This window comes from Corynebacterium sp. P3-F1 (assembly GCF_030503635.1).
Taxonomy (GTDB): Bacteria; Actinomycetota; Actinomycetes; order Mycobacteriales; family Mycobacteriaceae; genus Corynebacterium.
In genome coordinates this window covers 770,388-792,181 of sequence record NZ_CP129965.1, presented here as the reverse complement: position 1 = coordinate 792,181, position 21,794 = coordinate 770,388, and the positions used below count along the sequence as shown (strand labels likewise).

18 protein-coding genes and 1 pseudogene are annotated in these 21,794 nt (G+C 64.2%); 15 read left to right on the top strand and 4 right to left on the bottom strand.

The genetic code is table 11. The features are described 5' to 3' along the window. The first annotated feature begins 37 nt into the window (after positions 1-37). The 7 genes from QYQ98_RS03705 (at position 38) to QYQ98_RS03675 (ending at position 8,270) form a co-directional block, all read left to right on the top strand. The gene (locus QYQ98_RS03705) at positions 38-1,489 is read left to right on the top strand and encodes a folylpolyglutamate synthase/dihydrofolate synthase family protein (protein ID WP_302007665.1); all 1,452 of its coding nucleotides are present in this window, start codon (positions 38-40) and stop codon (positions 1,487-1,489) included. Beyond that, on the top strand, positions 1,489-1,944 hold the full coding sequence (locus tag QYQ98_RS03700) for a DUF4233 domain-containing protein (protein ID WP_302007413.1): 456 nt from the start codon (positions 1,489-1,491) through the stop codon (positions 1,942-1,944). Before QYQ98_RS03705 ends, QYQ98_RS03700 begins: the two co-directional genes overlap by 1 nt. Before the next feature lie 194 nt (positions 1,945-2,138). Further along, positions 2,139-3,290, top strand: a complete 1,152-nt coding sequence (locus tag QYQ98_RS03695) for an acetyl-CoA C-acyltransferase (protein WP_302007412.1) — start codon at positions 2,139-2,141, stop codon at positions 3,288-3,290. Between the two features lie 3 nt (positions 3,291-3,293). After that, entirely contained in the window at positions 3,294-5,495 is a 2,202-nt protein-coding gene (locus QYQ98_RS03690) for a 3-hydroxyacyl-CoA dehydrogenase/enoyl-CoA hydratase family protein (RefSeq protein WP_302007411.1), read from the top strand. Between the two features lie 133 nt (positions 5,496-5,628). After that, a complete protein-coding gene (locus QYQ98_RS03685) occupies positions 5,629-5,757 on the top strand; it encodes a hypothetical protein (RefSeq protein WP_302007410.1) in 129 nt (42 codons plus the stop codon). A 262-nt stretch (positions 5,758-6,019) separates the two neighbouring features. After that, positions 6,020-7,963 (top strand): heavy metal translocating P-type ATPase, encoded by a 1,944-nt coding sequence (locus QYQ98_RS03680; RefSeq protein ID WP_302007664.1) that lies wholly within the window; start codon positions 6,020-6,022, stop codon positions 7,961-7,963. 10 nt (positions 7,964-7,973) lie between these two features. Next, entirely contained in the window at positions 7,974-8,270 is a 297-nt protein-coding gene (locus QYQ98_RS03675) for a metal-sensitive transcriptional regulator (protein ID WP_302007409.1), read from the top strand. 421 nt (positions 8,271-8,691) lie between these two features. On the opposite strand, the gene QYQ98_RS03665 is transcribed toward QYQ98_RS03675, so the two are convergent. The 3 genes and pseudogenes from QYQ98_RS03665 to QYQ98_RS10075 all read right to left on the bottom strand — a co-directional run. Beyond that, on the bottom strand, positions 8,692-9,900 hold the full coding sequence (locus QYQ98_RS03665; RefSeq protein WP_302007408.1) for an acyl-CoA dehydrogenase family protein: 1,209 nt from the start codon (positions 9,898-9,900) through the stop codon (positions 8,692-8,694). Positions 9,901-10,001: 101 nt separating this feature from the next. Continuing rightward, positions 10,002-11,195 carry an acyl-CoA dehydrogenase family protein gene (locus QYQ98_RS03660; protein WP_302007407.1) on the bottom strand — a complete coding sequence of 398 codons (1,194 nt, stop codon included), beginning with the start codon at positions 11,193-11,195 and terminating at the stop codon, positions 10,002-10,004. A 234-nt stretch (positions 11,196-11,429) separates the two neighbouring features. Continuing rightward, positions 11,430-11,693: pseudogene (locus QYQ98_RS10075) on the bottom strand (hypothetical protein); the annotation flags it as partial. Between QYQ98_RS10075 and QYQ98_RS03655 the strand changes: the two are divergent. From QYQ98_RS03655 to QYQ98_RS03645, 3 genes are all read left to right on the top strand, one after another. Then, positions 11,639-12,031: a hypothetical protein gene (locus QYQ98_RS03655; RefSeq protein ID WP_302007406.1), complete on the top strand. Its 393-nt coding sequence runs from the start codon at positions 11,639-11,641 to the stop codon at positions 12,029-12,031. The pseudogene QYQ98_RS10075 and the gene QYQ98_RS03655 overlap by 55 nt on opposite strands. 35 nt (positions 12,032-12,066) lie before the next feature. Beyond that, positions 12,067-12,477, top strand: coding sequence for a nucleoside-diphosphate kinase (gene ndk, locus QYQ98_RS03650; protein ID WP_087117669.1), 411 nt, complete (start codon positions 12,067-12,069; stop codon positions 12,475-12,477). A gap of 239 nt (positions 12,478-12,716) precedes the next feature. Next, a complete protein-coding gene (locus QYQ98_RS03645; RefSeq protein WP_302007404.1) occupies positions 12,717-14,447 on the top strand; it encodes an alkaline phosphatase in 1,731 nt (576 codons plus the stop codon). Between the two features lie 312 nt (positions 14,448-14,759). On the opposite strand, the gene QYQ98_RS03640 is transcribed toward QYQ98_RS03645, so the two are convergent. Continuing rightward, positions 14,760-15,077: a hypothetical protein gene (locus QYQ98_RS03640; RefSeq protein ID WP_302007814.1), complete on the bottom strand. Its 318-nt coding sequence runs from the start codon at positions 15,075-15,077 to the stop codon at positions 14,760-14,762. Between QYQ98_RS03640 and QYQ98_RS03635 the strand changes: the two genes are divergently transcribed. The 5 genes from QYQ98_RS03635 (at position 15,013) to proB (ending at position 21,782) form a co-directional block, all read left to right on the top strand. After that, on the top strand, positions 15,013-18,129 hold the full coding sequence (locus QYQ98_RS03635; RefSeq protein ID WP_302007663.1) for a translation initiation factor IF-2 N-terminal domain-containing protein: 3,117 nt from the start codon (positions 15,013-15,015) through the stop codon (positions 18,127-18,129). The genes QYQ98_RS03640 and QYQ98_RS03635 overlap by 65 nt on opposite strands. 194 nt (positions 18,130-18,323) lie before the next feature. Beyond that, entirely contained in the window at positions 18,324-18,629 is a 306-nt protein-coding gene (rplU, locus tag QYQ98_RS03630; protein WP_087117670.1) for a 50S ribosomal protein L21, read from the top strand. Positions 18,630-18,659: 30 nt separating this feature from the next. Next, positions 18,660-19,004, top strand: a complete 345-nt coding sequence (rpmA, locus tag QYQ98_RS03625) for a 50S ribosomal protein L27 (protein WP_302007403.1) — start codon at positions 18,660-18,662, stop codon at positions 19,002-19,004. A gap of 142 nt (positions 19,005-19,146) precedes the next feature. Continuing rightward, positions 19,147-20,670, top strand: coding sequence for a GTPase ObgE (obgE, locus tag QYQ98_RS03620; RefSeq protein ID WP_302007402.1), 1,524 nt, complete (start codon positions 19,147-19,149; stop codon positions 20,668-20,670). After that, positions 20,670-21,782, top strand: coding sequence for a glutamate 5-kinase (proB, locus tag QYQ98_RS03615; RefSeq protein WP_302007401.1), 1,113 nt, complete (start codon positions 20,670-20,672; stop codon positions 21,780-21,782). Before obgE ends, proB begins: the two co-directional genes overlap by 1 nt. The last annotated feature ends 12 nt before the right edge of the window (positions 21,783-21,794 follow it).

Genomic DNA, 21,794 nt, shown 5'->3' with positions numbered 1-21,794 from the left:
GGACAACGAGGAAGAACTCGGCGGGTTCGACATCCGCATGGACGAAGACGGGCTCGTGCTCAATTTGGGCGGCGAGCTTATCGACGACCCCTCGGACGCCCCCAACCCCGCCCCCGCCCCGCGTCCCGTGACGGATGCCGACCTCGCGGAACTCGCACGGGTGGAGAACGAGCTGCTCGCGCGCTGGCCGGAAACGAAGATCGACCCGAGCCTCGAGCGCATCGAAATGCTCATGGATTTTCTCGGCCACCCTGAGCACGCCTACAAGGTAATTCACGTCGCCGGCACGAACGGCAAAACCTCGACGGTGCGGATGATTGAGTCGCTCATCCGCTCCTTCGGTGCCCGCGTAGGACGGACGACCAGCCCGCACCTGCAGTCCATCACCGAGCGCGTTGGCATTGACGGTGAGCCGATCCACCCGGCCGATTTCGTGCGCATCTACGAGGAAATCAAGCCGTTCATCGAGCTCGTCGACGCGAAAAGCGACCACCCGATGTCTTATTTCGAGGTCACTGTGGCGATCGCACTCGCCGCATTCGCTGACGCCCCCGTTGAGATCGCCGTCGTCGAGGTGGGCATGGGCGGCACGTGGGACGCGACCAATGTCGTCGACTCCGACGTCGACGTGATCATGCCCGTCGGCCTCGACCACACCGACTACCTTGGGGACACCATCGCCGAGATCGCGGGGGAGAAGGCCGGCATCATCCGCCGGCCCGAAGCGGTCACCGTCGTCGCCGACCAAGAACCCGACGCGATGCGCGTCATCTTGGAGCGCACCGTGACAGTCGGCACCGCCGTGGCGCGCCTCGACCAGGAATTCGGTGTGGAAGAGTCCGGTGTCGCCGTCGGCGGGCAGACCCTGACCCTGCGTGGCCTCTCCGGCTCCTACGACAACGTCTTCCTCCCGCTGTCCGGCCCGCACCAGGCGCGCAACGCCGCAGTTGCGCTCGCCGCCGTCGAAGCGTTCTTCGGTGCGGGCGCGGAAAAGCCCCTCGATGCCGACACCGTCCGCGCCGGTTTTGCCGCCGTCGCCTCACCCGGCCGCCTGGAGCGCGTCCGGTCCACCCCGACGACATTCATCGACGCCACCCACAACCCGCACGGTGCGCAGGCGCTCGCCGCGGCGATCGAACGCGACTTCAACTTCGCGCGCCTCATCGGCGTGCTGGGCATCCTCGGCGACAAAGATGCAGTCGGCGTGTTCTCCGCCCTCGAGCCCGTCCTGAGCGAAGTGGTCATCACCCAGAATTCTTCGCCGCGCGCCACCGACGCCTACGAACTCGCCGAGACCGCCCGCGACATCTTCGGCGAGGAGCGAGTCCACGTCGAAGAGCACCTGCCGTCGGCGTATGCGCTGGCCGTAGAGCTCGCCGAAGAAGCTCTCGAAGCAGTCGGCGTGCAGTCCGGATCCGGTGTGCTTATCACCGGCTCCGTCGTCACCGCCGGCGAGGCCCGCGCCATGTTTGGAAAGGACCCCGAATAATGTCCCGTACCCCGCGCAAAAACAGGCCCGTCGAATACGGCCCCTTAGGCCCCGGCTCTGCACCCGTCAAAGACCCCATCAAGGGGCTGGCCGGCGTGCTGTCCGGCACGCTCGTCATGGAGGCGATCACGATTTGGCTGTGCCTCACCGTGATCCTGAAAATCAACGACGGCGAGCTGTGGACCACCTTCAACTGGGTCTTCGTTACCGTTATGGGGCTCATTCATTTCCTTGCCGCATTCTTCCAGCGCCGCCCGCAGGCATTGCTTATCGACGTTGCCCTCCAAGTCCCCCTCATCATCGTCGGATTCTTCATCCACTGGTCCGTTGGGGCGGTGGGCATCATGTTCGGGGTCGTCTGGTTCCTCATCGTGAAAATGCGCGCCGACATTCTCGAGCGCCAGCGCCGCGGGTTGCTCACCACCCAGCACCTCGGCACCGCCGACGACGCCTGATTTCCGCCCCACGGTTCGCCGCTGGCCGGGGTGGCGGGGTGGTGTGGGGAAGCGTCGATAAGCGCGCGCTCTTTGCACGCGCGTGTGGCCGTGGACACCCAGGAGAAAATATGTGATCCAGGGTCGAAACTCGAGTGTGATCTTTCCTATAATTGTGGGGATGTGTAATCCAGCACAATCGATGAAGGAGATCCATGTCTGAGCCTATTTACATCACCCAGGCCAAGCGCTCGCCCGTCGGCACGTTCGGCGGTTCGCTGTCGCGTATGGCGACCATCGACCTTGGCACCCACGTCGCTAAGGTCGTCATCGAAGAATCCGGCGTTCCGGCCGAGAACTTCGACTCCTCCGTGTGGGCCAACGTGGTCACCACGATCCCGCGCGACAACTACACTTCCCGCGCGGTCGCGCTCGAGGCGGGCCTGCCGAAGAGCTCCCACGCCTACGGCGTGAACCGTCTCTGCGGCTCCGGTGTGCAGGCCATCATCTCCGCCGCCCAGCAGCTCATCACCGGTGACGCGAAGCTGTCCATCGCCGGCGGTGTCGAGGTCATGTCCCAAGCGCCGTACTCCGTCGAGGGCATGCGTCAGGGCCGCAAGATGGGTGACGGCCGCCTGATCGACTGGCTCACCGGTGCACTGACCGACCCGATGGGCAACGGCGGCATGGGCATCACCGCGGAGAACATCGCGGCGAAGTACGGCATTTCCCGCGAGCGTCAGGACGAGTACGCCCTGCAGTCCCAGGAGCGCGCAGCAGCGGCGATCGCGAATGGTGAATTCGAGGAGCAGATCGTCCCGGTCGGCGACTTTACCACCGACGAGCACCCGCGCCAGACCACCCTGGAGAAGCTCGGCAGCCTGCGCCCGACCTTCAAGAAGGACGGCACCGTCACCGCCGGTAACTCCTCCGGCATCAACGACGCAGCGGCAGCCACCGTCATGACCACCGAGTCCGGCCTGAAGGAATTCGGGCTGGAGCCGCTGGCCAAGATCGTCTCCTGGGGTGTCGCGGGCTGCGACCCGGCCACCATGGGTCTCGGCCCCGTCGCCGCTGTGCCGAAGGCACTGGACAAGGCCGGTCTGTCCCTGAACGACATCAAGCTCATCGAATCCAACGAGGCCTTCGCCGCACAGTGCATCGCCGTCGCGGACCAGCTCGGATTCGACAACGACAAGACCAACATCCAGGGCGGCGCCATCGCGCTCGGCCACCCGATCGGCGCCACCGGCGTCGTCTTGACCACCAAGCTCATCCACCAGCTCAAGAACGCTGGCGGCGGCTACGGCCTCGTCACCGCCTGCATCGGCGGCGGCCAGGGCATCGCACTTATTCTGGAGGTTTAATCAATGGCAGCTAAAGACATCACCACCGCAGCAGTGCTCGGCGCCGGCTCCATGGGTGCCGGTATCGCCGCGCACATGGCCAATGCAGGCATCAAGGTCCACCTCCTCGATCTCCCGCTCGAGGATGGCGACAACCGCGACGGTCGGGCTCAGAACGGCATCGACACCCAGCTGAAGCGCCACGGCTTCCAGCGCCCCGAGTACGCGAAGCTGGTCACCCCGGGCAACACCGAGGACCATCTTGACCGCCTCGGCGAGGTCGACTGGATTGTCGAGGCCGTCTTCGAGGATATCAACGTCAAGCGCGACACCTTCGCCAAGGTCGACGCCCACCGCAAGCCGGGCACCCCGGTGTCCTCCAACACCTCCACCATTCCGCTGGAGGTCCTGTTGGGCGAGGCAAGCGAGGAGTTCAAGCGCGACTTCTCCATCACTCACTTCTTCAACCCGCCGCGCGTAATGCGCCTGGTGGAGTATGTCGAGGGCCCGGAGACGTCGGCCGAGATCAACGAGCAGATGCACCACGTCCTCGAGCGCCAAATGGGCAAGGTCGTCGTGGACTGCCGCGATACCCCGGGCTTCATCGCTAACCGCATCGGTAACTTCTGGATGGCTGTCGGCGCGAAGACCGCCTTCGACCAGGGCATCAAGCCGGAGCAGGCGGACGTTGCCTTCGGTCGCCCGTTCGGCGTGCCGCGCACCGGCATCTTCGGCCTCTTCGACTACGTGGGCATTCAGCTTGTCCCGGGCATCTGGGGATCCCTGCTCAAGGCTCTGCCGCAGTCCGACGCGTACCACGACTACAACATCGTCGAGCGCGACGAGTTCAAAACGCTGCTGGACAAGGGCTTCACCGGCCGCACCGCGGAGTCCGGTTTCTACCGCGGCCGCGACGAGGCCTACGACTTTGAGGCGGGCGACTACCGCCCGAAGGAGAAGTTCGAGGTTCCGAAGGACGCCAAGGAACTCATGGATTCCGGCACTCCGGAGGGCGAGTACGCGAAGGAAGTCTTCAAGGTCTTCATCAAGTACTGCTGCGACACCGCGCCTGAGATCACGGACACCGTCGACCAGATCGACATCGCGATGCAGCTCGGTTACGGCTGGAAGAAGGGCCCGTTCGAGCTCGCAGATTCCATCGGCATCGATTACGTCGCATCGCTTTTCGACGGCGACGTGCCCGCCCTCCTCGAGTCCGCCAAGCAGGCCGGTGGCTTCTACGCCGACGGCAAGGTGCTGGGCACGAACGGTCAGCTGACCGACCTGCCGAACCGCGAAGGCGTCATCCGCGTTGCGGAGTTGGTCGCCGGTGCCGAGGAGATTGCCGGCAACGACGACGCTACGGTGTACAAGCTGACCGAGGGCGATTACGCCGGCTTCGGTGTCTTCGTGTACAAGACCCCGATGAACTCCAACTCGAACAACGTCACCGAGCTGTGGACGCACGCGCCGGAGTGGGACCTCAAGGGCCTTGTCATCGCTAACGACGAGGAGCGCGCATTCTCCGCAGGCGCAGACCTGGGTACGCTGGCGAAGCTGTCTGGTCCGGAGGGCGACCGCGAGGAGCTGGCTTGCACCATCAAGCAGGGCATTGACGGCCTTCACGGCGCGCGTGTGGCGCCGTACCCGGTCGTCGGCGCTGTTCGCGGCGTCGCTCTCGGTGGCGGCATGGAGCTGCTCCTGCACACCGACGCCTCCGTGATCCACGCCGAGACCCGCGTGGGCTTCCCGGAGCGCAACGTTGGCCTGTTCCCGGCATGGTCCGGTCCGGTGCGCTTGCTGGAGCGCCTGGTGGACCTGGGTGCGCCGAACCCCCACGCCACCGCATACGGCGTGCTGCTCAACGTCAAGCCGGTCCCGGCGGTCAACGTCGACTTCTGGCGCGAGAACGACGAGGTCATCCAGTCCCCGGACCACGTCGTCGAGGGCGCCCTCGAGCTGGTGAAGAAGCTCGCCGAGGGCTACACCGCCCCCGCCGACGCCGAACTCCCCCTCACATCTGAGGCGCTCGAGTTCACCGACGGCTCCGAGACGGACAAGGCCATCGGCGAGGCTCTGGCCAAGGTCTACACCGGCGAGGGCACCGCGACTGAGGACGAGCTGGCCCAGCGCCAGGTCGACGCCGCGACCGAGGTGCTCCAGCGTCAGGAAAACCACGACCGCGCCGTTTCCATGGCGACGACCCGCAAGCCGCTGAACAACTAGGCAGCTGACGGGGGCAGCCGCCCCCCCCCAGACCGGCATTCCGCATTCGACATCGTGCGGAACGCCGGTTTTGCGTACTGAAGTACGCAAACTTTCCTTCCGATTCCGCTTGCGCGCCAGTAGCGTCCAGACCATGAACTTCTCCGGACTGCTCCAGACGCTGACTGGCAGCATCGTGGACGCGCTCGCCGATTTCGACCGTGAGGCCGCACTCGATGCCGGCTTCGACCTGAAGCGTACGACGTCCCGGTCGACGCGGTGATCACTCCGGTGGGCTTCCGCACCGTCTAGGGAACCGAGCCTTCCGGACGCGCGTCTAATCCCCATGGACGCTTCCCGCCTGCACGCGCTCGCCCCTTGCCATATACCCCCCTAGGGTATACCGTTGACACCAGAGACATCCGACGACAAGGAGTTGACCAGCCGTGCACGACCACGACACGCACGAACAGCACCAACACCAACACCACCAACAGCACGACCACGGCGACCACGTCGTCCAGTTCCGCCGGCTGTTCTGGATCATGCTCGCGCTGTCCATCCCGGTCGTCGGTTTCAATGCGATGTTCGCTGAGCTCATCGGCTACTCCCTGCCCGATGCCTCGTGGGTGCCGTGGGTCTCCCCCGTCCTTGGCACGGTGATCTACTTCTGGGGCGGGTGGCCGTTCCTCACCGGGGCAGTTGACGAGATCCGCCAGCGCCAACCCGGCATGATGCTGCTGATCGGGCTCGCCATCACCGTCGCCTTCGTGGCGTCGTGGCTGTCCAGCCTCGGGGTGCTTTCGCACACCTTGGACTTCTGGTGGGAGCTCGCCCTGCTTGTGGTGATCATGCTGCTGGGCCACTGGATTGAGATGCGCTCGCTGGCCCAGACCACCTCGGCGCTCGACTCGCTCGCGGCGCTGCTCCCGGACGAGGCGGAGAAGGTCAACGGTGACGACATTGTCAAGATCGCCCCGGCGGAACTCGAGGTCGGCGACGTGGTCATCGTCCGTCCGGGTTCGTCGGTGCCGGCAGATGGCGTGATTGTGGACGGCAGCGCGGCGATGGATGAGTCCATGGTCACCGGCGAGTCGAAGACCGTTCGCCGCGAACCCGGCGAGCACGTGGTGGCCGGCACCATCGCGACCGATTCGGGGTTGCGCGTGGAGGTCACCGCCACCGGCGACGACACCGCGCTCGCCGGGATTCAGCAGCTGGTCGAGCATGCGCAGGCGTCGTCGTCACGCGCCCAGCGCCTCGCCGACACCGCTGCAGGTTGGCTGTTCTGGTTCACCATCGGCGCCGCCGTAATCACGGCGGTGGTGTGGAGCCTGCTCGGTCGGCCCGATGCAGCGGTGGAGCGCACCATCACCGTGATGGTCATCGCCTGCCCCCACGCGCTGGGCCTCGCGATCCCGCTTGTGGTGTCCATTGCAACAGAGCGCGCCGCCCGCGGCGGGGTGCTGATCAAGGACCGCCTCGCACTGGAGTCCATGCGCAACGTCGACGCCGTGCTGTTCGACAAGACCGGCACCCTGAGCGAGGGCGAACCCACCGTCACCGCAGTGGAGCCCACCCAGGGCTACAGCGACGAAGAGCTGCTCGCACTCGCCGCCGCAGCCGAGTCGGACAGTGAGCACCCGCTGGCCCGCGCCATCGTCGGCGCGGCTGAGTCCCAGGCGCTGGAGGTACCCCACGCCACCGACTTCTCCTCCTCTCCGGCTGTCGGCGTGAGCGCCACGGTCCATGGCGCCGTGATCGAGGTGGGCGGTCCGTACCTGCTCGAGGAGCACGGCGCGGACGAGCTCGAGGTGGCGGACACCTGGCGCGAGGAGGGAGCGATCATCCTGCATGTGCTTGCCGACGGCCACGTCATCGGCGCCCTGCGCCTCGCCGACAAGATCCGCGCGGAATCCTTCGACGCGGTCAAGGCGCTGCACGCCGCCGGCGTCGAGGTCGTCATGATCACCGGCGACGCCGAAGCCGTCGCCGAGTCTGTTGCCGCGGAGCTCGGCATCGATCGCGTCTACGCGGGTGTGCGCCCGGAGGACAAGGCAGCCAAGGTTTCCGAGCTGCAGGGCGAGGGCCGCACGGTGGCCATGGTCGGCGACGGTGTGAACGACGCCCCGTCGCTGGCGCAGGCGGATGTCGGCATCGCCATCGGCGCCGGCACTGACGTAGCGATCGGCTCCGCGGGGGTCATCCTCGCGTCGTCGGATCCGCGCTCGGTGCTGTCGGTCATCGACCTATCCCGCGAGACTTACAAGAAAATGCGGCAAAACCTCTGGTGGGCGGCGGGTTACAACCTCGCTGCGGTGCCACTCGCGGCCGGCGTACTCGCGCCCATCGGGTTCGTGATGCCGATGAGCGTGGGCGCGATCCTCATGTCCGCCTCGACAGTGATCGTGGCGCTGAACGCCCAGCTCCTGCGGCGCCTTGACCTCTCCCCAGAGGCAAGCACGTCGCGCATCCTCGACAACGCGTAAAAAGGCCAGCATGGAACCAGCATCCGAACACCACGGCTACATCAGCGACAAGGACCGCTATCTCACCAGGCTCAAGCGCATCGAGGGGCAAACCCGAGGGCTGCAGCGCATGATCGAGGAAGAGAAGTACTGCATTGACATCATCACCCAAATCAGCGCGGTCAACTCCGCGCTTGAGAACGTCGCGGTGGCGCTGCTGCAAGACCACCTCAAGCACTGCGTGACGGAGGCCGTGGCAAGCGGCAAGGACGCCGAGCACAAGATCACGGAAGCATCAGAGGCCATCGCCCGGATGCTGAAATCCTAACGGCGGCTAGCCGCACTCCATCTCGGCGAAGGCTTCTTCCACCGAGTCGTGCTCCTCGCGGGAGTCCTCCCAGACCTCCTTGGAGGCGGAGATGAGGGGAGACCAACATCGCGAACCTCGCACCGATGTGCACCTATCACAACCGCGTCAACGACGACGATCCGGCGCGTTCCAAACGAGGTCGCATCGAAATGCGGAAGGGAACGCCCGTCTGGGTGTCGCCGCGCGGAACACCTGTGCCGCGAACTCACCACCGGTATGGCGCGATGACGACTCTGTTCGGGCCCGACCCGCCGCAGAAATAGATCACGCCGGGAGGATCACGCCAGGTAGAAGCATGACGAAAGCCGCCCTAGCTCCAGAAAACCAGAGCTAAAGCGGTCTTTCGGTGTGCCTGAAAAGGGCCTCAGGTGTCGCAGCGTTACGAACGGTACGCAGACACGCCGGTGATGGACTTGCCCACAATAAGGGACTGCATGGTGTCAGTGCCCTCGTAGGTGTGCAGGGATTCGATGTCTGCGTGGTGGCGTGCCACATCGTTTTCGAGCAAGATGCCCACGCCGCCGAACATGTCGCGCGCGTCGGCGGAGACCTTGCGTGCGCCGCGGGTGTTGTGCACCTTGGCCAGGGCTGCCTGCTTCTCGTTGAGCTCGCCTGCCTCTTCCAGCTCGAGGAGACGGCGGCAGTACAGCGCCATCGAAGTGACTTCCTGCAGCATGTCCGCCAGACGCTGCTGGATGATCTGGTTTTTCACCAGCGGGCGACCGAACTGGACGCGGCGCTGGGCGTAGCCCAGAGCCTTCTCGTAGCAGTCGATCGCCATGCCCAGTGCGACCCATGCGACAGCGATGCGGGTGCCGGTCAGCACGCGGGCGGTGTCCCGGAAGGAGTGGGAGTTGGGGAGGCGGCGGTCGTCGGAGACGCGGACGTCGTTAAGCTTGATGTGCGCCTGCGGAATGCCGCGCAGAGATGCCTTGCCGACGATCGTCTCAGCCTCGTACCCCTCTTGATCCTGGTCGACGATGAAGCCCTTGACCTCTCCGTCTTCCTCGTCCCGTGCCCAGATGATCGCGATGTGGCCGACCGAGCCGTGGCCGATCCACTTCTTCTCGCCGTTGATGACCCACTCGTCGCCGTCGCGGCGTGCGGACGTCTCCAGGCCGATCGAGTCGGAACCGTGGTCCGGCTCCGTCAGCGCGAAACCGCCGCGGATCTCCATGCGGGACATCGGGCCCAAGTACTTGGCTTTCTGCTCCTCGGAGCCGCACTCGGAAATCGAGCGCATCGCCAGACCGGACTGCACAATGTGGGCGGTGGCGGTAGAGGCGTCGGTACGCGCCAGCTCCATCTGGATGAGGCGGTTCGCGCGGATCGACGTGGTGGTTTCGCCATCGATCTCGATGCCGTCGGTGACAAGACCGCGGCGCGCGGCTTCCTCCACACCCGGGATGTTGTACTCGGCCTTCTCCCACGTCTCGTTGAGGGAGGGGCGCGCAAACTCCATGAACTCGCGGGCCTTCTTCCACCACTCCAAGTCCTCGCCGTCGACATCCGCGAATACCTGGTAGTAGTCGGTCTTCGGGTCGAGGAGCGCGGCGACTCCGGAGCGGTTCTCTTCTGTTTGAGTCATAGCTCTATTCCTTCTCAATTCCTTTTTGGGTTGCGGAACAAGATAGAGCTGCACCGCGGGCCGAGCCCGGAAACGGTGCAGCTCATCAGGATGGGAGGGGACTAGCCGGCGAATGCGCCGACGCCGGTGATGGACTTGCCCACGATGAGGGACTGCATGGTGTCGGTGCCCTCGTAGGTGTGCAGGGCTTCGATGTCGGCGTGGTGGCGGGCCACGTCGTTCTCGAGCAGGATGCCCACACCGCCGAACATGTCGCGCGCGTCAGCGGAGATCTTGCGGGCCGCGCGGGTGCAGTGGACCTTCGCCAGGGCTGCCTGCTGCTCGGTGAGCTGACCGGACTCCTCCAGCTCGAGCAGGCGGCGGCAGTACAGGAACATCGACGTCAGATCCTGCAGCATGTCGGCGAGACGCTGCTGGATGATCTGGTTCTTCACCAGCGGGCGGCCGAACTGGACGCGGCGCTGCGCGTAATCCAGGGCTTTCTCGTAGCAGTCGGTGGCCAGGCCGAGCGACGCCCATGCGACGGAGACGCGGGTGCCGGCCAGGACCTTCGCGCAGTCGCGGAAGGAGTTGGCGCCGGGGAGGCGGCGGTCCTCGGAGACGCGGACGTCGTTAAGCTTGATGTGCGCCTGCGGGATGCCGCGCAGGGACGCCTTGCCGACAATCGTCTCAGCCTCGTAACCGTCCTGGTCCTGGTCGACGATGAAGCCCTTGACCTGGCCGTCCTCGGTGTCGCGTGCCCACACCACGGCGATGTGGCCGACGGAGCCGTGGCCGATCCACTTCTTCTCGCCGTTGATGACCCACTCGTCGCCTTCGCGCTGTGCGGTGGTCTCCAGTGCGATGGAATCGGAGCCGTGGTCCGGTTCCGTCAGGGCGAATGCGCCGCGGATTTCCAGGTGGCACATCGGCTTCAGGTACTTCGCCTTCTGCTCTTCGGAGCCGCACAGGGCGATGGACTGCATGGCCAGGCCGGCCTGGACGCCAAACGCGGTGCCCAGGGAAGCATCGGTGCGTGCGAACTCGAAGGCCATCAGGCGGGACGCGCGCACGGACATGTGCGGCTCACCCTCGATCTCGATAGCGTCGCGGAACAGACCGCGCTTGCCGGCTTCAGCGACGACGGGGATCTGGTACTCGGCCTTCTCCCAACCCTCGTTGATGTAGGGGCGGGCGAACTCACCGAACTCGCGGGCCTTCTTCCACCACTCCAGGTCTTCGCCTTCGATGTCGGCGAACACCTGGTAGTAGTCAGTCTTCGGGTCCAGCAGGTCGTGAACTGGGTTCTCAGCCATGATTCCCTCTTTCTTGGGTTCCGGGGTGGGTTCCGCCCCGCGGAGTGTGGAGCAAAACCATAACGCCTTTAATTGTGACTTATGTCGCAGGTCTTTACAAACGAAATGGCTGCCATTTTTGTGTGATTCGTCGCAATATCCGCAGGGGGCCGGGGGCCTCGCTGGGCGGGACACCCGAACTTCCGCGTCGAGGGGGATAAGACGCAGGTCCTTGCGCACAATCTTGCCGGTCGGGTTCTTCGGGATCTCATCGAGGATCGTCACCGCACATACCTTCTTATAGGGGGTGACGCGCTCAGCGACCCAGTCAATCAGGCCGCTTTCGGTGAGCTCCGCATCCTTCTGCAGGGCAACGAATGCGCGGGGAATTTCGAGGCCGGCGTCGGCAATTGCTTCGTGGGTGAGCGGCCGCGCCTCGAGTTCGTCGGGGGCGACTTGGTGGCGTGATCGAGGACGTGGAAGAACCCGGCGTCGTCGACACGCGCGACATCCGCGCACCTCTTCGCTGGATAGGTACCCTCAGGGACATGCAAGCTGCTTCTCTCGCTCTCGCCGCGGTGCTGTCTGTGGCGGCGATCGTCATTGCGTTCACGAATGTCCCTCGCTGGGTCGCGGTTGTGCTGCTGGTGGTCGCGGCCCTTGCGTTATTTATGGGGTTGCGGGAGAAATACCGCGCGATGGAAGATGCGCCAATCGAACTTGATGAGGAACAGGAAGAAACCGTGCGCCGCCTCAAGGCGGCAGGGCGCGAGGATTCCGCAATCCGTCAAGTGCAACTGTGGTTCCGAAACACCGACCACGACACCGCGGGGGCTGTTGTGCGTGACGTTGTTTAGCGCGGCATTGAGGAGCAGTAGGTAGTGTGGGTCCCATGACTGAACGCACTCTGATTCTGATTAAGCCCGACGGTGTTGCAAACGGCCACGTGGGGGAGATCATCTCCCGCATCGAGCGTAAGGGCCTGAAGCTCGTCGAGATGGATCTGCGCACCGCAGACCGCGAGACTGCTGAGAAGCACTACGCAGAGCACAAGGACAAGCCGTTTTTCGGTGAGCTGGTGGACTTCATCACCTCGGCACCGCTCGTGGCGGGCATCGTCGAGGGCGAGTCGGCGATTGCCGCATGGCGTCAGCTCGCCGGCGGCACCCACCCGGTTGAGAAGGCGACCCCGGGCACGATCCGCGGCGACTTTGCCCTGACGGTCGGCGAGAACGTTGTTCACGGTTCGGATTCCCCGGAATCTGCTGAGCGAGAGATTGCCATCTGGTTCCCGAACCTCTAATCGTTTAAGGCTTTCGCGACGCCTGTATACCCGCGCCTCGAGCGCGGGTTTTCGCGTTTCTCACATGGGAAGGGATGAGTGAAGCGAACCGTGGAGGGCGGGCTCGCATCCTGGTGCTGAACCGAGGCTGAATGTCAGCTGCGGAATCAAGATGGACGCAGTATGAACTATAACCGAACACTCGGCAGTGGAATGCAGTTCCAGTTGCGAGGTGACTATGAGAGTCCGATTCTTAGAGCATGACTGAAAAGAACCTTCCTCGTCGTCGCTTCCTTGCTGGTTCCGCTGCGGCTGCCGCTGGTGTTGCGGTGGCCGGTAACACCGCCACCGCCAATGCGCAGCTGTCCTCCTCCCGTGCCTTGTCCTCTGCTCGTCTGCCCGAAATGAAACCGGCCGAGTACTCCGCCTTCATGCACGGTGTCGCTTCCGGTGACCCGCTTCCGGATTCGGTGATCATCTGGACTCGAGTGACTGTCAGCGAGGACGCGGTTCCCGGCTCCAATAAGGGCCAGGATGCGAACGTCAAGTGGCAGGTTGCCACTGATCCCAACTTCCAGAACATCGCCAGCGAGGGCACAGTAAAGGCAACGGCTGCATCTGACCACACGGTGAAAGTTGATGCGAAGGGCCTCAAGCCGGCAACAGACTACTTCTACCGGTTTGTCTGGGACGACAAAACGTCCCCGGTCGGAAAGACCCACACCGCTCCGGAGGGAACCGCGCGCCTGAGCGAGTACAAGCTCGCTGTTGCTTCCTGCGCCAACTGGGAGTGTGGCTACTTTGGTGCATACCGCGGTATGGCTGAGCAGGCTGAGGCAGGCAACATCGATGTGGTCGTCTTCCTCGGTGACTACATTTACGAGTACCCGACGGGCGAGTACGCCGGTAAGAGTGGTGTCTCCCGCCCGCACGCGCCGCTCCACGAGATCACGACGCTGAAGGACTACCGCGAGCGTTACGGTCGTTACCGCACGGACAAGAACCTGCAAGCGGCTCACGCAGCTGCCCCGTGGGTCGTGGTGTGGGACGACCACGAGTCCGCGAATGACTCGTGGCGGGAAGGCGCAGAGAACCACACTGAAGGTGAGGAAGGCAAGTGGGTACAGCGCGTCTCCGACGCCGAGCAGGCCTACCTCGAGTGGCTTCCGTCGCGCGCTACGCGTCCGTCCGCTGCCGGCAAGATCTACCGTAGTTACCGGTTCGGCGATCTGATTAACCTGACTATGATGGACTTGCGCAGCTACCGCGATGAGCAGCAGAGCGCACTGAGCCTGAAGAACGGCGCTGCTGGGCGCACCATGCTGGGAAGCGAGCAGTTCAAGTGGGTGGAAGGCCAGGTGACGGAATCTGACACCGTGTGGAACGTGCTGGGCAACTCCGTGATGATCTCGCCGATGCAGATTGGTCACGTGCCGCCGACGATGAAGGATAACCGTCTCGCGAACCAGGTGCTGAAAGACTTCACCCAGTCCACAGGCATCGTTGTAAACAGTGACCAGTGGGATGGTTACCGTGCTGAGCGAGCCGAGCTTCTCAAAGTCCTGTCGCAGACCAAGCCCCACACCCTTGTTCTCACCGGTGACATTCACTCTGAGTGGGCTCACTCCCTGCAGTACGACGGCCACGAGATCGGCTGCGAAATGGTTTGCACCTCAATCTCCGCACCGAACGTCGACGAGATTGTCTCCACGTACACCAAGGTGTACACCCCGGAGGACAACCGCATCACGCACCTTGTGGAAGGTGTCATGTACTCCTCCAACCCCTGGGTGAACCACGTCGAGTTCGACGCCCACGGTTTCGGTGTCGCCACCGTGACCAGGGACAAGGTGGTCATGGACTTCTACCGCGTTTCCGACGTGGAGGATCCGGATGCTTCGGTGCGACGTGCAGTCCGCCGCACATGGGTCGCTGGCCAAGGCTTCCAGGAGGCTCGTCCGGGCCAGTCCGCCGCTCCGGCTGGCCAGTAGACAGCTGGGTAGGAAGCGGCGGGAGGAATCGACTGTGCAGTCAGCCCCCACTAAGTGGCTGCACAGTCACTGCCTCCCCGGAAAGTGGCTACAGACATCAACTGCACAGAAAGTAGCCGTACAAGCTCGAAATCTGCTCTAAGGGGCTTATTGCAGGCCGCCACAGACCAGATTTACTGCGAGGGGTTGAGGGGGTCGCCCACAGAAGTGCTGCTCACTACTACGGAGGACATATTCCGCACGAGCAAGTCCGTGGTATGTCCTCACCTTGGGGTAGTGGATACCCCGCGCTCCCTTGATATGGAAGCTGTGTCACAATGGAGCACGAAGCGTAAAGCATCCGAGTTCGGGATGTAGGCGCTTGAAAGCTTTCATGTATTTTCCGCGCTTGCGGATGCGTTCGTCACTGTGCGGCGGCGGTGGGTCGGATTCCACCAGCGCCCGGTGCCGCATCGCCTGCGCGGCAATTGAATAGGAGATTTCCGTGGCTGACAGCGACGAGACGACCACTCCTCGTAAACGGAGGGCAACAAAGACCGGAAGCAAGGCGGCGAAGACCGAAAGCATGGTCACGAAGAAAACAGCAAAGAAGGCGCCGAAGAAAACAGCTAAGTCTTCTGGTGCAGCCACCAGGACGAAGCAAGAAGTGACACGAAAGACCGCTAAGAACTCTTTTGCTTCAACGTCTAGGGCGGGGGGCTCGGAACCGGTGCAGGATTCGGGGGCTGCTCAGCCCGGGCAGTTCGACCGATCACAGATCGGCGAGAAGACCCGCGTGTTTGTTTTGGCTAAGGCTCTTGGCATGCCTTCCAAAGATTTGGTGGTCAAGCTGAATGAGCTAGGCCTGGTGAAGGTCGCTCAATCTTCCTTGAGCAGGTCAGAGGCAGAGCAGCTTCTCGATGCGCTTGAGACTGCAACTGGATCCACAGCGTCTGCAGCTCCCGCCGAGACTGCGGCGCACTCTGCCCCAAAGAAGACACCGCACAATGAGGCGCGCACATCAACGGTAGAGGAGCCTTCAGAGACGACGGTAGAGGAAAAACAGCTGGGCGCTTCTGCAGGAACCGACGCGTCTGAGAAGAAGATTCGCCACCGCGTGCGCAAAGACGTGGAGAACGAAATCCATCAGATCGAGGAGAAGGTTGAAGCGGATCTTCTGACGGACGTAGAACCGGAGATCACTTCTGCTCCGGCGGCACCGACCGCTGACGTAGGGGCCGCCGGCGGTGAAGCTTCCGACATGTATGCGCCAGTGTTCAAGGCTGCGCCTCGTAATTCGCGGAGGCGGGCGCGGAGATCGGGGGACGCGTCGGCAAGCGTTGCGCCGGCGAGTACGGAAAATGAGGTGCCTGTTTCCGGTGATGAGCAGCTCGACGAGCAGATCCAGGAACCGAAGGCGATCAAAGGCTCCTCGCGCCTGGAGGCGCAGCGCCGCCGCCGCACTGAACTCCGAGAGGAGGAGCGCAAGCGTTCCCGCGTGGTGTCGCAGGCGGAATTCCTCGCGCGCCGCGAGTCGGTAGAGCGCACCATGGTCGTGCGCGAGCGCAAGCGTCACGACGGCCCCGGCACGATCACCCAAGTCGGTGTCCTCGAAGACGGACTGCTCGTGGAACACTTTGTCGATTCGGACGAGAATGTTTCGATGATCGGCAACATCTATCTTGGCCGGGTGCAGAATGTGCTTCCGTCGATGGAGGCCGCGTTCATCGATATCGGGCAAGGCCGCAACGGGGTGCTCTACGCCGGCGAAGTCGACTGGAAGTCGGCCGGACTCGGTGGCCGCTCCCGCCGCATCGAGCAGGCGCTGAAGTCCGGCGACCAGGTGCTGGTCCAGGTGACCAAGGACCCGGTTGGGCACAAGGGCGCGCGACTGACCACCCAAATTTCTCTCGCCGGCCGTTTCCTCGTGTACGTTCCGGGCGGCCGCAGCGCGGGAATTTCCCGTAAGCTCCCGGCGCGGGAGCGCAAGCGTTTGAAGGACATCCTCGTGCGTGTTGTCCCCGGCAAGGGCGGAACCATTATCCGCACCGCCGCGGAGGGGGCGCCGGAGGAAGCCATCGCCGCCGACGTGAACCGCCTGCACTCGCAATGGGAGGCGATCCAGGAGGAAGCGGAGAAAGAGAAGACGTCGAAAGGCGCGAAGCCCGTCACTTTGTACGAAGAACCGCGTCTTCTGGTGAAGGTTGTGCGCGACCTGTTCAACGAGGACTTCGACAAACTCGTCATCGACGGCAAGAAGTCCTGGAACGTGGTGCACAGCTACGTGCAGTCTGTTGCGCCGGACTTGCTCGACCGCCTGGAAAAATTCGATCGAGGCGACCACGGCGGCCGTGACGCGTTCGATGCGTACCGGGTCGACGAGCAGATCCAAAAAGCGCTCTCGCGCACGGTGTGGTTGCCGTCGGGCGGCACGCTCGTCATCGACCGGACGGAAGCGATGACCGTCATCGACGTCAACACCGGCAAGTTCACCGGTTCCGGCGGCTCGCTCGAAGAGACGGTGACCAGCAACAACCTGGAGGCGTCGGAGGAGATCGTGCGTCAGCTCCGCCTGCGCGACATCGGCGGCATGATCATCATCGACTTCATCGACATGATCTTGCCGGAGAACCAGGAGCTCGTGCTGCGCCGCCTCAAGGAGGCGCTCGGGCGCGACCGCACGCGCCACCAGGTCTCGGAGGTCACCTCGCTCGGCCTCGTCCAGCTCACGCGCAAGCGCCTGGGCACCGGGCTCGTGGAGACGTTCTCCCACAAGTGCGAGCATTGCGACGGCCGGGGCATCGTGCTTACCGACGACCCAGTCGACCCCGACTCCTCCCACCCCGCCCACAGTTCTCGCAGTTCTCACGGTTCCGATCGCCGCCAACCTGCCCAGGACCCGGGCAACCATCCCGCTGCCAAGGCGATGGAGAAGCGCAGCGCCAAAAAGAGCGCCGAGGAGCTTGCCGACGCTGTCGTGGTCACCCCCGACGAGCCCGACACCCCCGACAGCGACAGCACCCAGTCAGCTGAGGCTTCGACGTCTTCTGATGATTCCCAGCGCGCCGGTCGCAACGGCCAGACTCGCCGAAGTTCCTCCCGTCGCCGGGGCCGCCGCGGTTCCGGCCGCGGGCGCGGTAAGGACCAAAAGAATCAGTGGCAGGACGACAGCCAGCAGGCGAACCAAGAGACGCAGGAATCGCAGGATAAACAGCCCCGCCAGTCCTATGAGGAAGCGGTCGCGGAGTTCGAGCGTTCGCCGCGCCGCAAGCGCAAGACCCGCGGCAACTCGGTATCCGACTACCGCCCGGACCCGAAGGACTTCGAGGACCTGCCCGCCGAGGACGTTATCGATGAAGCCGCCGACGCCTTGGCCCTGGCGGAATCGGCTGCCACTGAAGAGCGAGAGAGCGATCAGGAAGGGCGGCGCACGGAGGCTGAGAAGTCGAAGGCGCAGTCCTCCCAGTCCTCCCAGTCCTCCCAGTCGGCCCGTTCGGCGCAGTCGTCCGGTCAGGGCACGCGCCGTCGCCGTCGCGCAACGCGCCGCACTGCACCAAGGGCACCAAGGGAGCAGAATGAACAGTCGCGCAACGGCAAACGGGCATCGATGGGGCAGGAACAGTCGAAGGCGCAACCGGAGCGGGAAGCGTCGATAAGCCAAAAGCCCCGAGGGCGACGCCGTGCGACGCGTAAGTCCCGCTAGTTTGGTCTTTGATGGTGGCGCGGTGTAGTCTTTGACAGTCGCTGTTTTGGGGCGCGCCTTCGCGGGTGCACGCATGCGAGCGAGGTGGCGACGTTTTTCCACGTAAAACCCCGAAACGCTTGAATGTCTATCCGATGATGATCGGTGCCGTGGCATGCCGGCGCCGTCCGAGATGAAGAAAGGGGTAACCCGCTATGTACGCGATCGTCAAGACCGGCGGCAAGCAGTACAAGGTTGCCGAAGGCGACCTCGTTCGGGTCGAGAAGATCGAGGGTGAAGCTGGCGATTCTGTGGCGCTCACCCCGGTTCTCCTCGTCGACGGCGCAAACGTCACCTCCAAGTCCGAGGATCTGGCCAAGGTCAACGTCTCCGCTGAGATTGTTGAGCACGGCAAGGGCAAGAAGGTCGACATCCTCAAGTACAAGAACAAGACCGGTTACAAGGTGCGTCAGGGCCACCGTCAGCCCAACACCACCCTGAAGATCACCGGTATCAAGTAAAACGAGACGTCCACCTAGGAGGCAACCACAATGGCACACAAGAAGGGCGCATCGAGCTCCTCGAACGGCCGCGACTCCGAGTCCAAGCGCCTCGGCGTGAAGCGCTTCGGCGGCCAGCAGGTCAAGGCAGGCGAGATCCTCGTCCGTCAGCGCGGCACCAAGTTCCACCCGGGCGACAACGTCGGCCGCGGCGGCGATGACACCCTGTTCGCGCTCGCTGCAGGTTCCGTGCAGTTCGGCATTAAGAAGAAGCGTCGCATCGTCAACATCGTCCCGGCGGACGCAGAGGGCGTGTCCTCTGAGGTCCTCGAGGCCGCGAACGACGCTGGCTTGGTCGACGACGCTGTCGTCGAGGAGAAGTCCGCAACCGCGTAACTTCCCCGCACTCATTCGAACGCGCCGTGGATCCGTCAAGGGTCTAACGGCGCGTTCGCTTATCGACGGCACCGCGACCTCATTACACTCGCTGTCACCCACCCGAAAGCTGGGGACAGTCTCCCGGAAAGGCACCCTGACAATGGCACAGTTCGTTGACCAAGCAGTGCTGCACCTGCAAGCCGGCGACGGCGGCCACGGGTGTGTGTCCGTTCACCGCGAGAAGTTCAAACCTCTGGGCGGCCCGGACGGCGGCAACGGCGGGCACGGCGGCGACATCATTCTCGAGGTGTCCACCCAGGTGCACACGCTGCTCGACTTCCAGTACCGCCCGCACGTGAAAGCGAAGCGCGGCGGTAACGGCGAGGGCGACCACCGCAACGGTGCTCGCGGCGAGGATCTTGTGCTGCCTGTCCCGGTGGGGACGGTTGTGCGTGACGCGGACGGCAATATTCTGGCTGACATGGTCGCTCCCGGCACCCGGTTCATTGCGGCCGAGGGTGGGTACGGCGGTTTGGGCAACGCGGCGTTGGCAACGGCGAAACGCAAGGCTCCGGGGTTCGCCTTGAAAGGGGAGCCGGGGCAGGCGCACGACCTGATTCTGGAGCTGAAATCCATGGCGGATGTGGGCCTTGTCGGTTTCCCGTCCGCCGGCAAGTCCTCGCTGATCTCGGTCCTCTCGGCGGCAAAGCCGAAGATCGCGGACTACCCTTTCACCACGCTGCAGCCAAACCTCGGTGTGGTCGACGTCGGCAACGACACGTTCACCATCGCTGACGTGCCCGGCCTCATTCCGGGCGCGAGCCAGGGCAAGGGACTGGGACTCGATTTCTTGCGCCACATCGAGCGCACGGCGGTGCTCGCTCACGTGGTGGACACTGCGACACTGGAGCCAGGCCGCGACCCGCAGGCCGACATCGAGGCACTCGAGGCGGAGCTGGATTCCTACGCCGATCTTCTCTCGGCCGAGGACGGTGACTCCGGTCTCGGAGACTTGCGCCAACGCCCGCGCATCATCGTTTTGAACAAGGTGGATATCCCGGAGGCGAAGGAGCTCGCGGAGTTCGTGCGCGATGATCTCACTGCGGCGTTCGGGTGGCCGATCTACATGGTTTCCACCGCCACGCGCGAGGGCCTCGACGAACTGAAGTGGGCGCTGTGGGAGATCGTGCAAACCGGCCGCCAGTCTCAGCCGAAGGTCAAAGCGGAGGCTGCCCAGCGGACGGTCATCCGGCCGAAGGCAGTCGATCGCAGCGACGACATTGTCGTGGTGCGCGATCCGCTGTACCCGGAGGGTTGGCTTGTCACCGGTGAGAAGGCGGAGCGCTGGATCCGCCAGACCGACTTCGAGAACGACGAGGCAGTGGGTTACCTGTCGGACCGCCTGAATAAGGCTGGAGTGGAGGACCAGCTGCGTAAGATCGGCGCGAACGAGGGCGACACGGTCACCATCGGCGAGATCTCCTTCGACTGGGAGCCGTCGATCGGCGGCGATCCGACGATGGCGGGCCGCGGCCGGGACGCGCGCCTGGGCGGCACGGACCGCATGTCCGCGGCAGAGCGCAAGCGCGCCTCGCAAGCCCGACGCGGTCTCATCGACGAATACGATTACGGCGACGACCTCCTCGACAGGCAGGAGGCCGACCGGGAGAGGTGGCAAGGTTAATGAGCCTGCGCGAAGAGATCGCCTCTGCGAAAAAGATCGTGGTCAAGCTGGGCACCAGCTCGCTTGTCGACGACACCTCGGCCGTCTCCCAGGCCAAAATCGACCGCATTGTCGACGCCATCGAGGCCCGCACCGACCGCGGGGGCGATGTCATTGTCGTCTCCTCCGGCGCGATCGCGGCCGGCATGACTCCGCTGGGCCTGTCGGTCCGGCCGAAGGACTTGGCTACGAAGCAGGCTGCCGCATCCGTGGGGCAGATCCACCTGGCGCAGGCATGGGGCGAATCCTTCGCCCGCTACGGCCGCACCATCGGGCAGATCCTGTTGACACAGTCGGACGCTGGGGTGCGCGAACGCGCCCGCAACGCCCAGCGCACCATCGACCGCCTGCGGCAAATGGGGGCGGTGCCGATCGTGAACGAGAACGACACGGTGGCCACCTCCGAGATGCGTTTCGGGGACAACGACCGGCTCTCGGCGATCGTGGCCACGCTAACGGCGGCCGACGCTCTGATCCTCCTCTCCGATGTCGATGGTCTTTACGACCGCAACCCCAAAGAACCGGGCGCGCTGTTTATTGACGAGGTGCGCAGCGGAAAAGACCTGGAGGGGGTCGTGGCCGGCAACGGCGGCGTCTTTGGCACGGGAGGTATGGCTTCGAAAGTCTCTGCGGCGCGCCTGGCCACCCGCGGCGGAGTGCCGGTCCTGCTGACTTCTGCCGAGCACATTGAGGATGCGCTCGGCGACGCATCTGTCGGCACCGTCTTCCACACCCGCCCCGAGTCGAAGCTCTCTGCCTGGAAGTTCTGGGTCCTCTACGCCGCCGACGCGGAAGGGGTGCTGCGCCTCGACGAAGGTGCCGTGAAAGCCGTGACCCGCGGTGGAACATCCCTGCTCGCCGTGGGTATCACCGGGGTGGAGGGCGATTTCCACGCCGGCGACATCGTGGAGATCCTCGGGCCCGACGGCCAGGCCATCGGCCGTGGAGTGGTCGGCTACGACGCCGCAGAACTCACCGAGATGTTGGGCAAGCACACCGACGAACTTCCCGCGAACCAGCGCCGTTCGGTGGTGCACGCGGACTACCTGTCCAATTACGCTTCGCGCCTGTAGTTCTACCGCTAC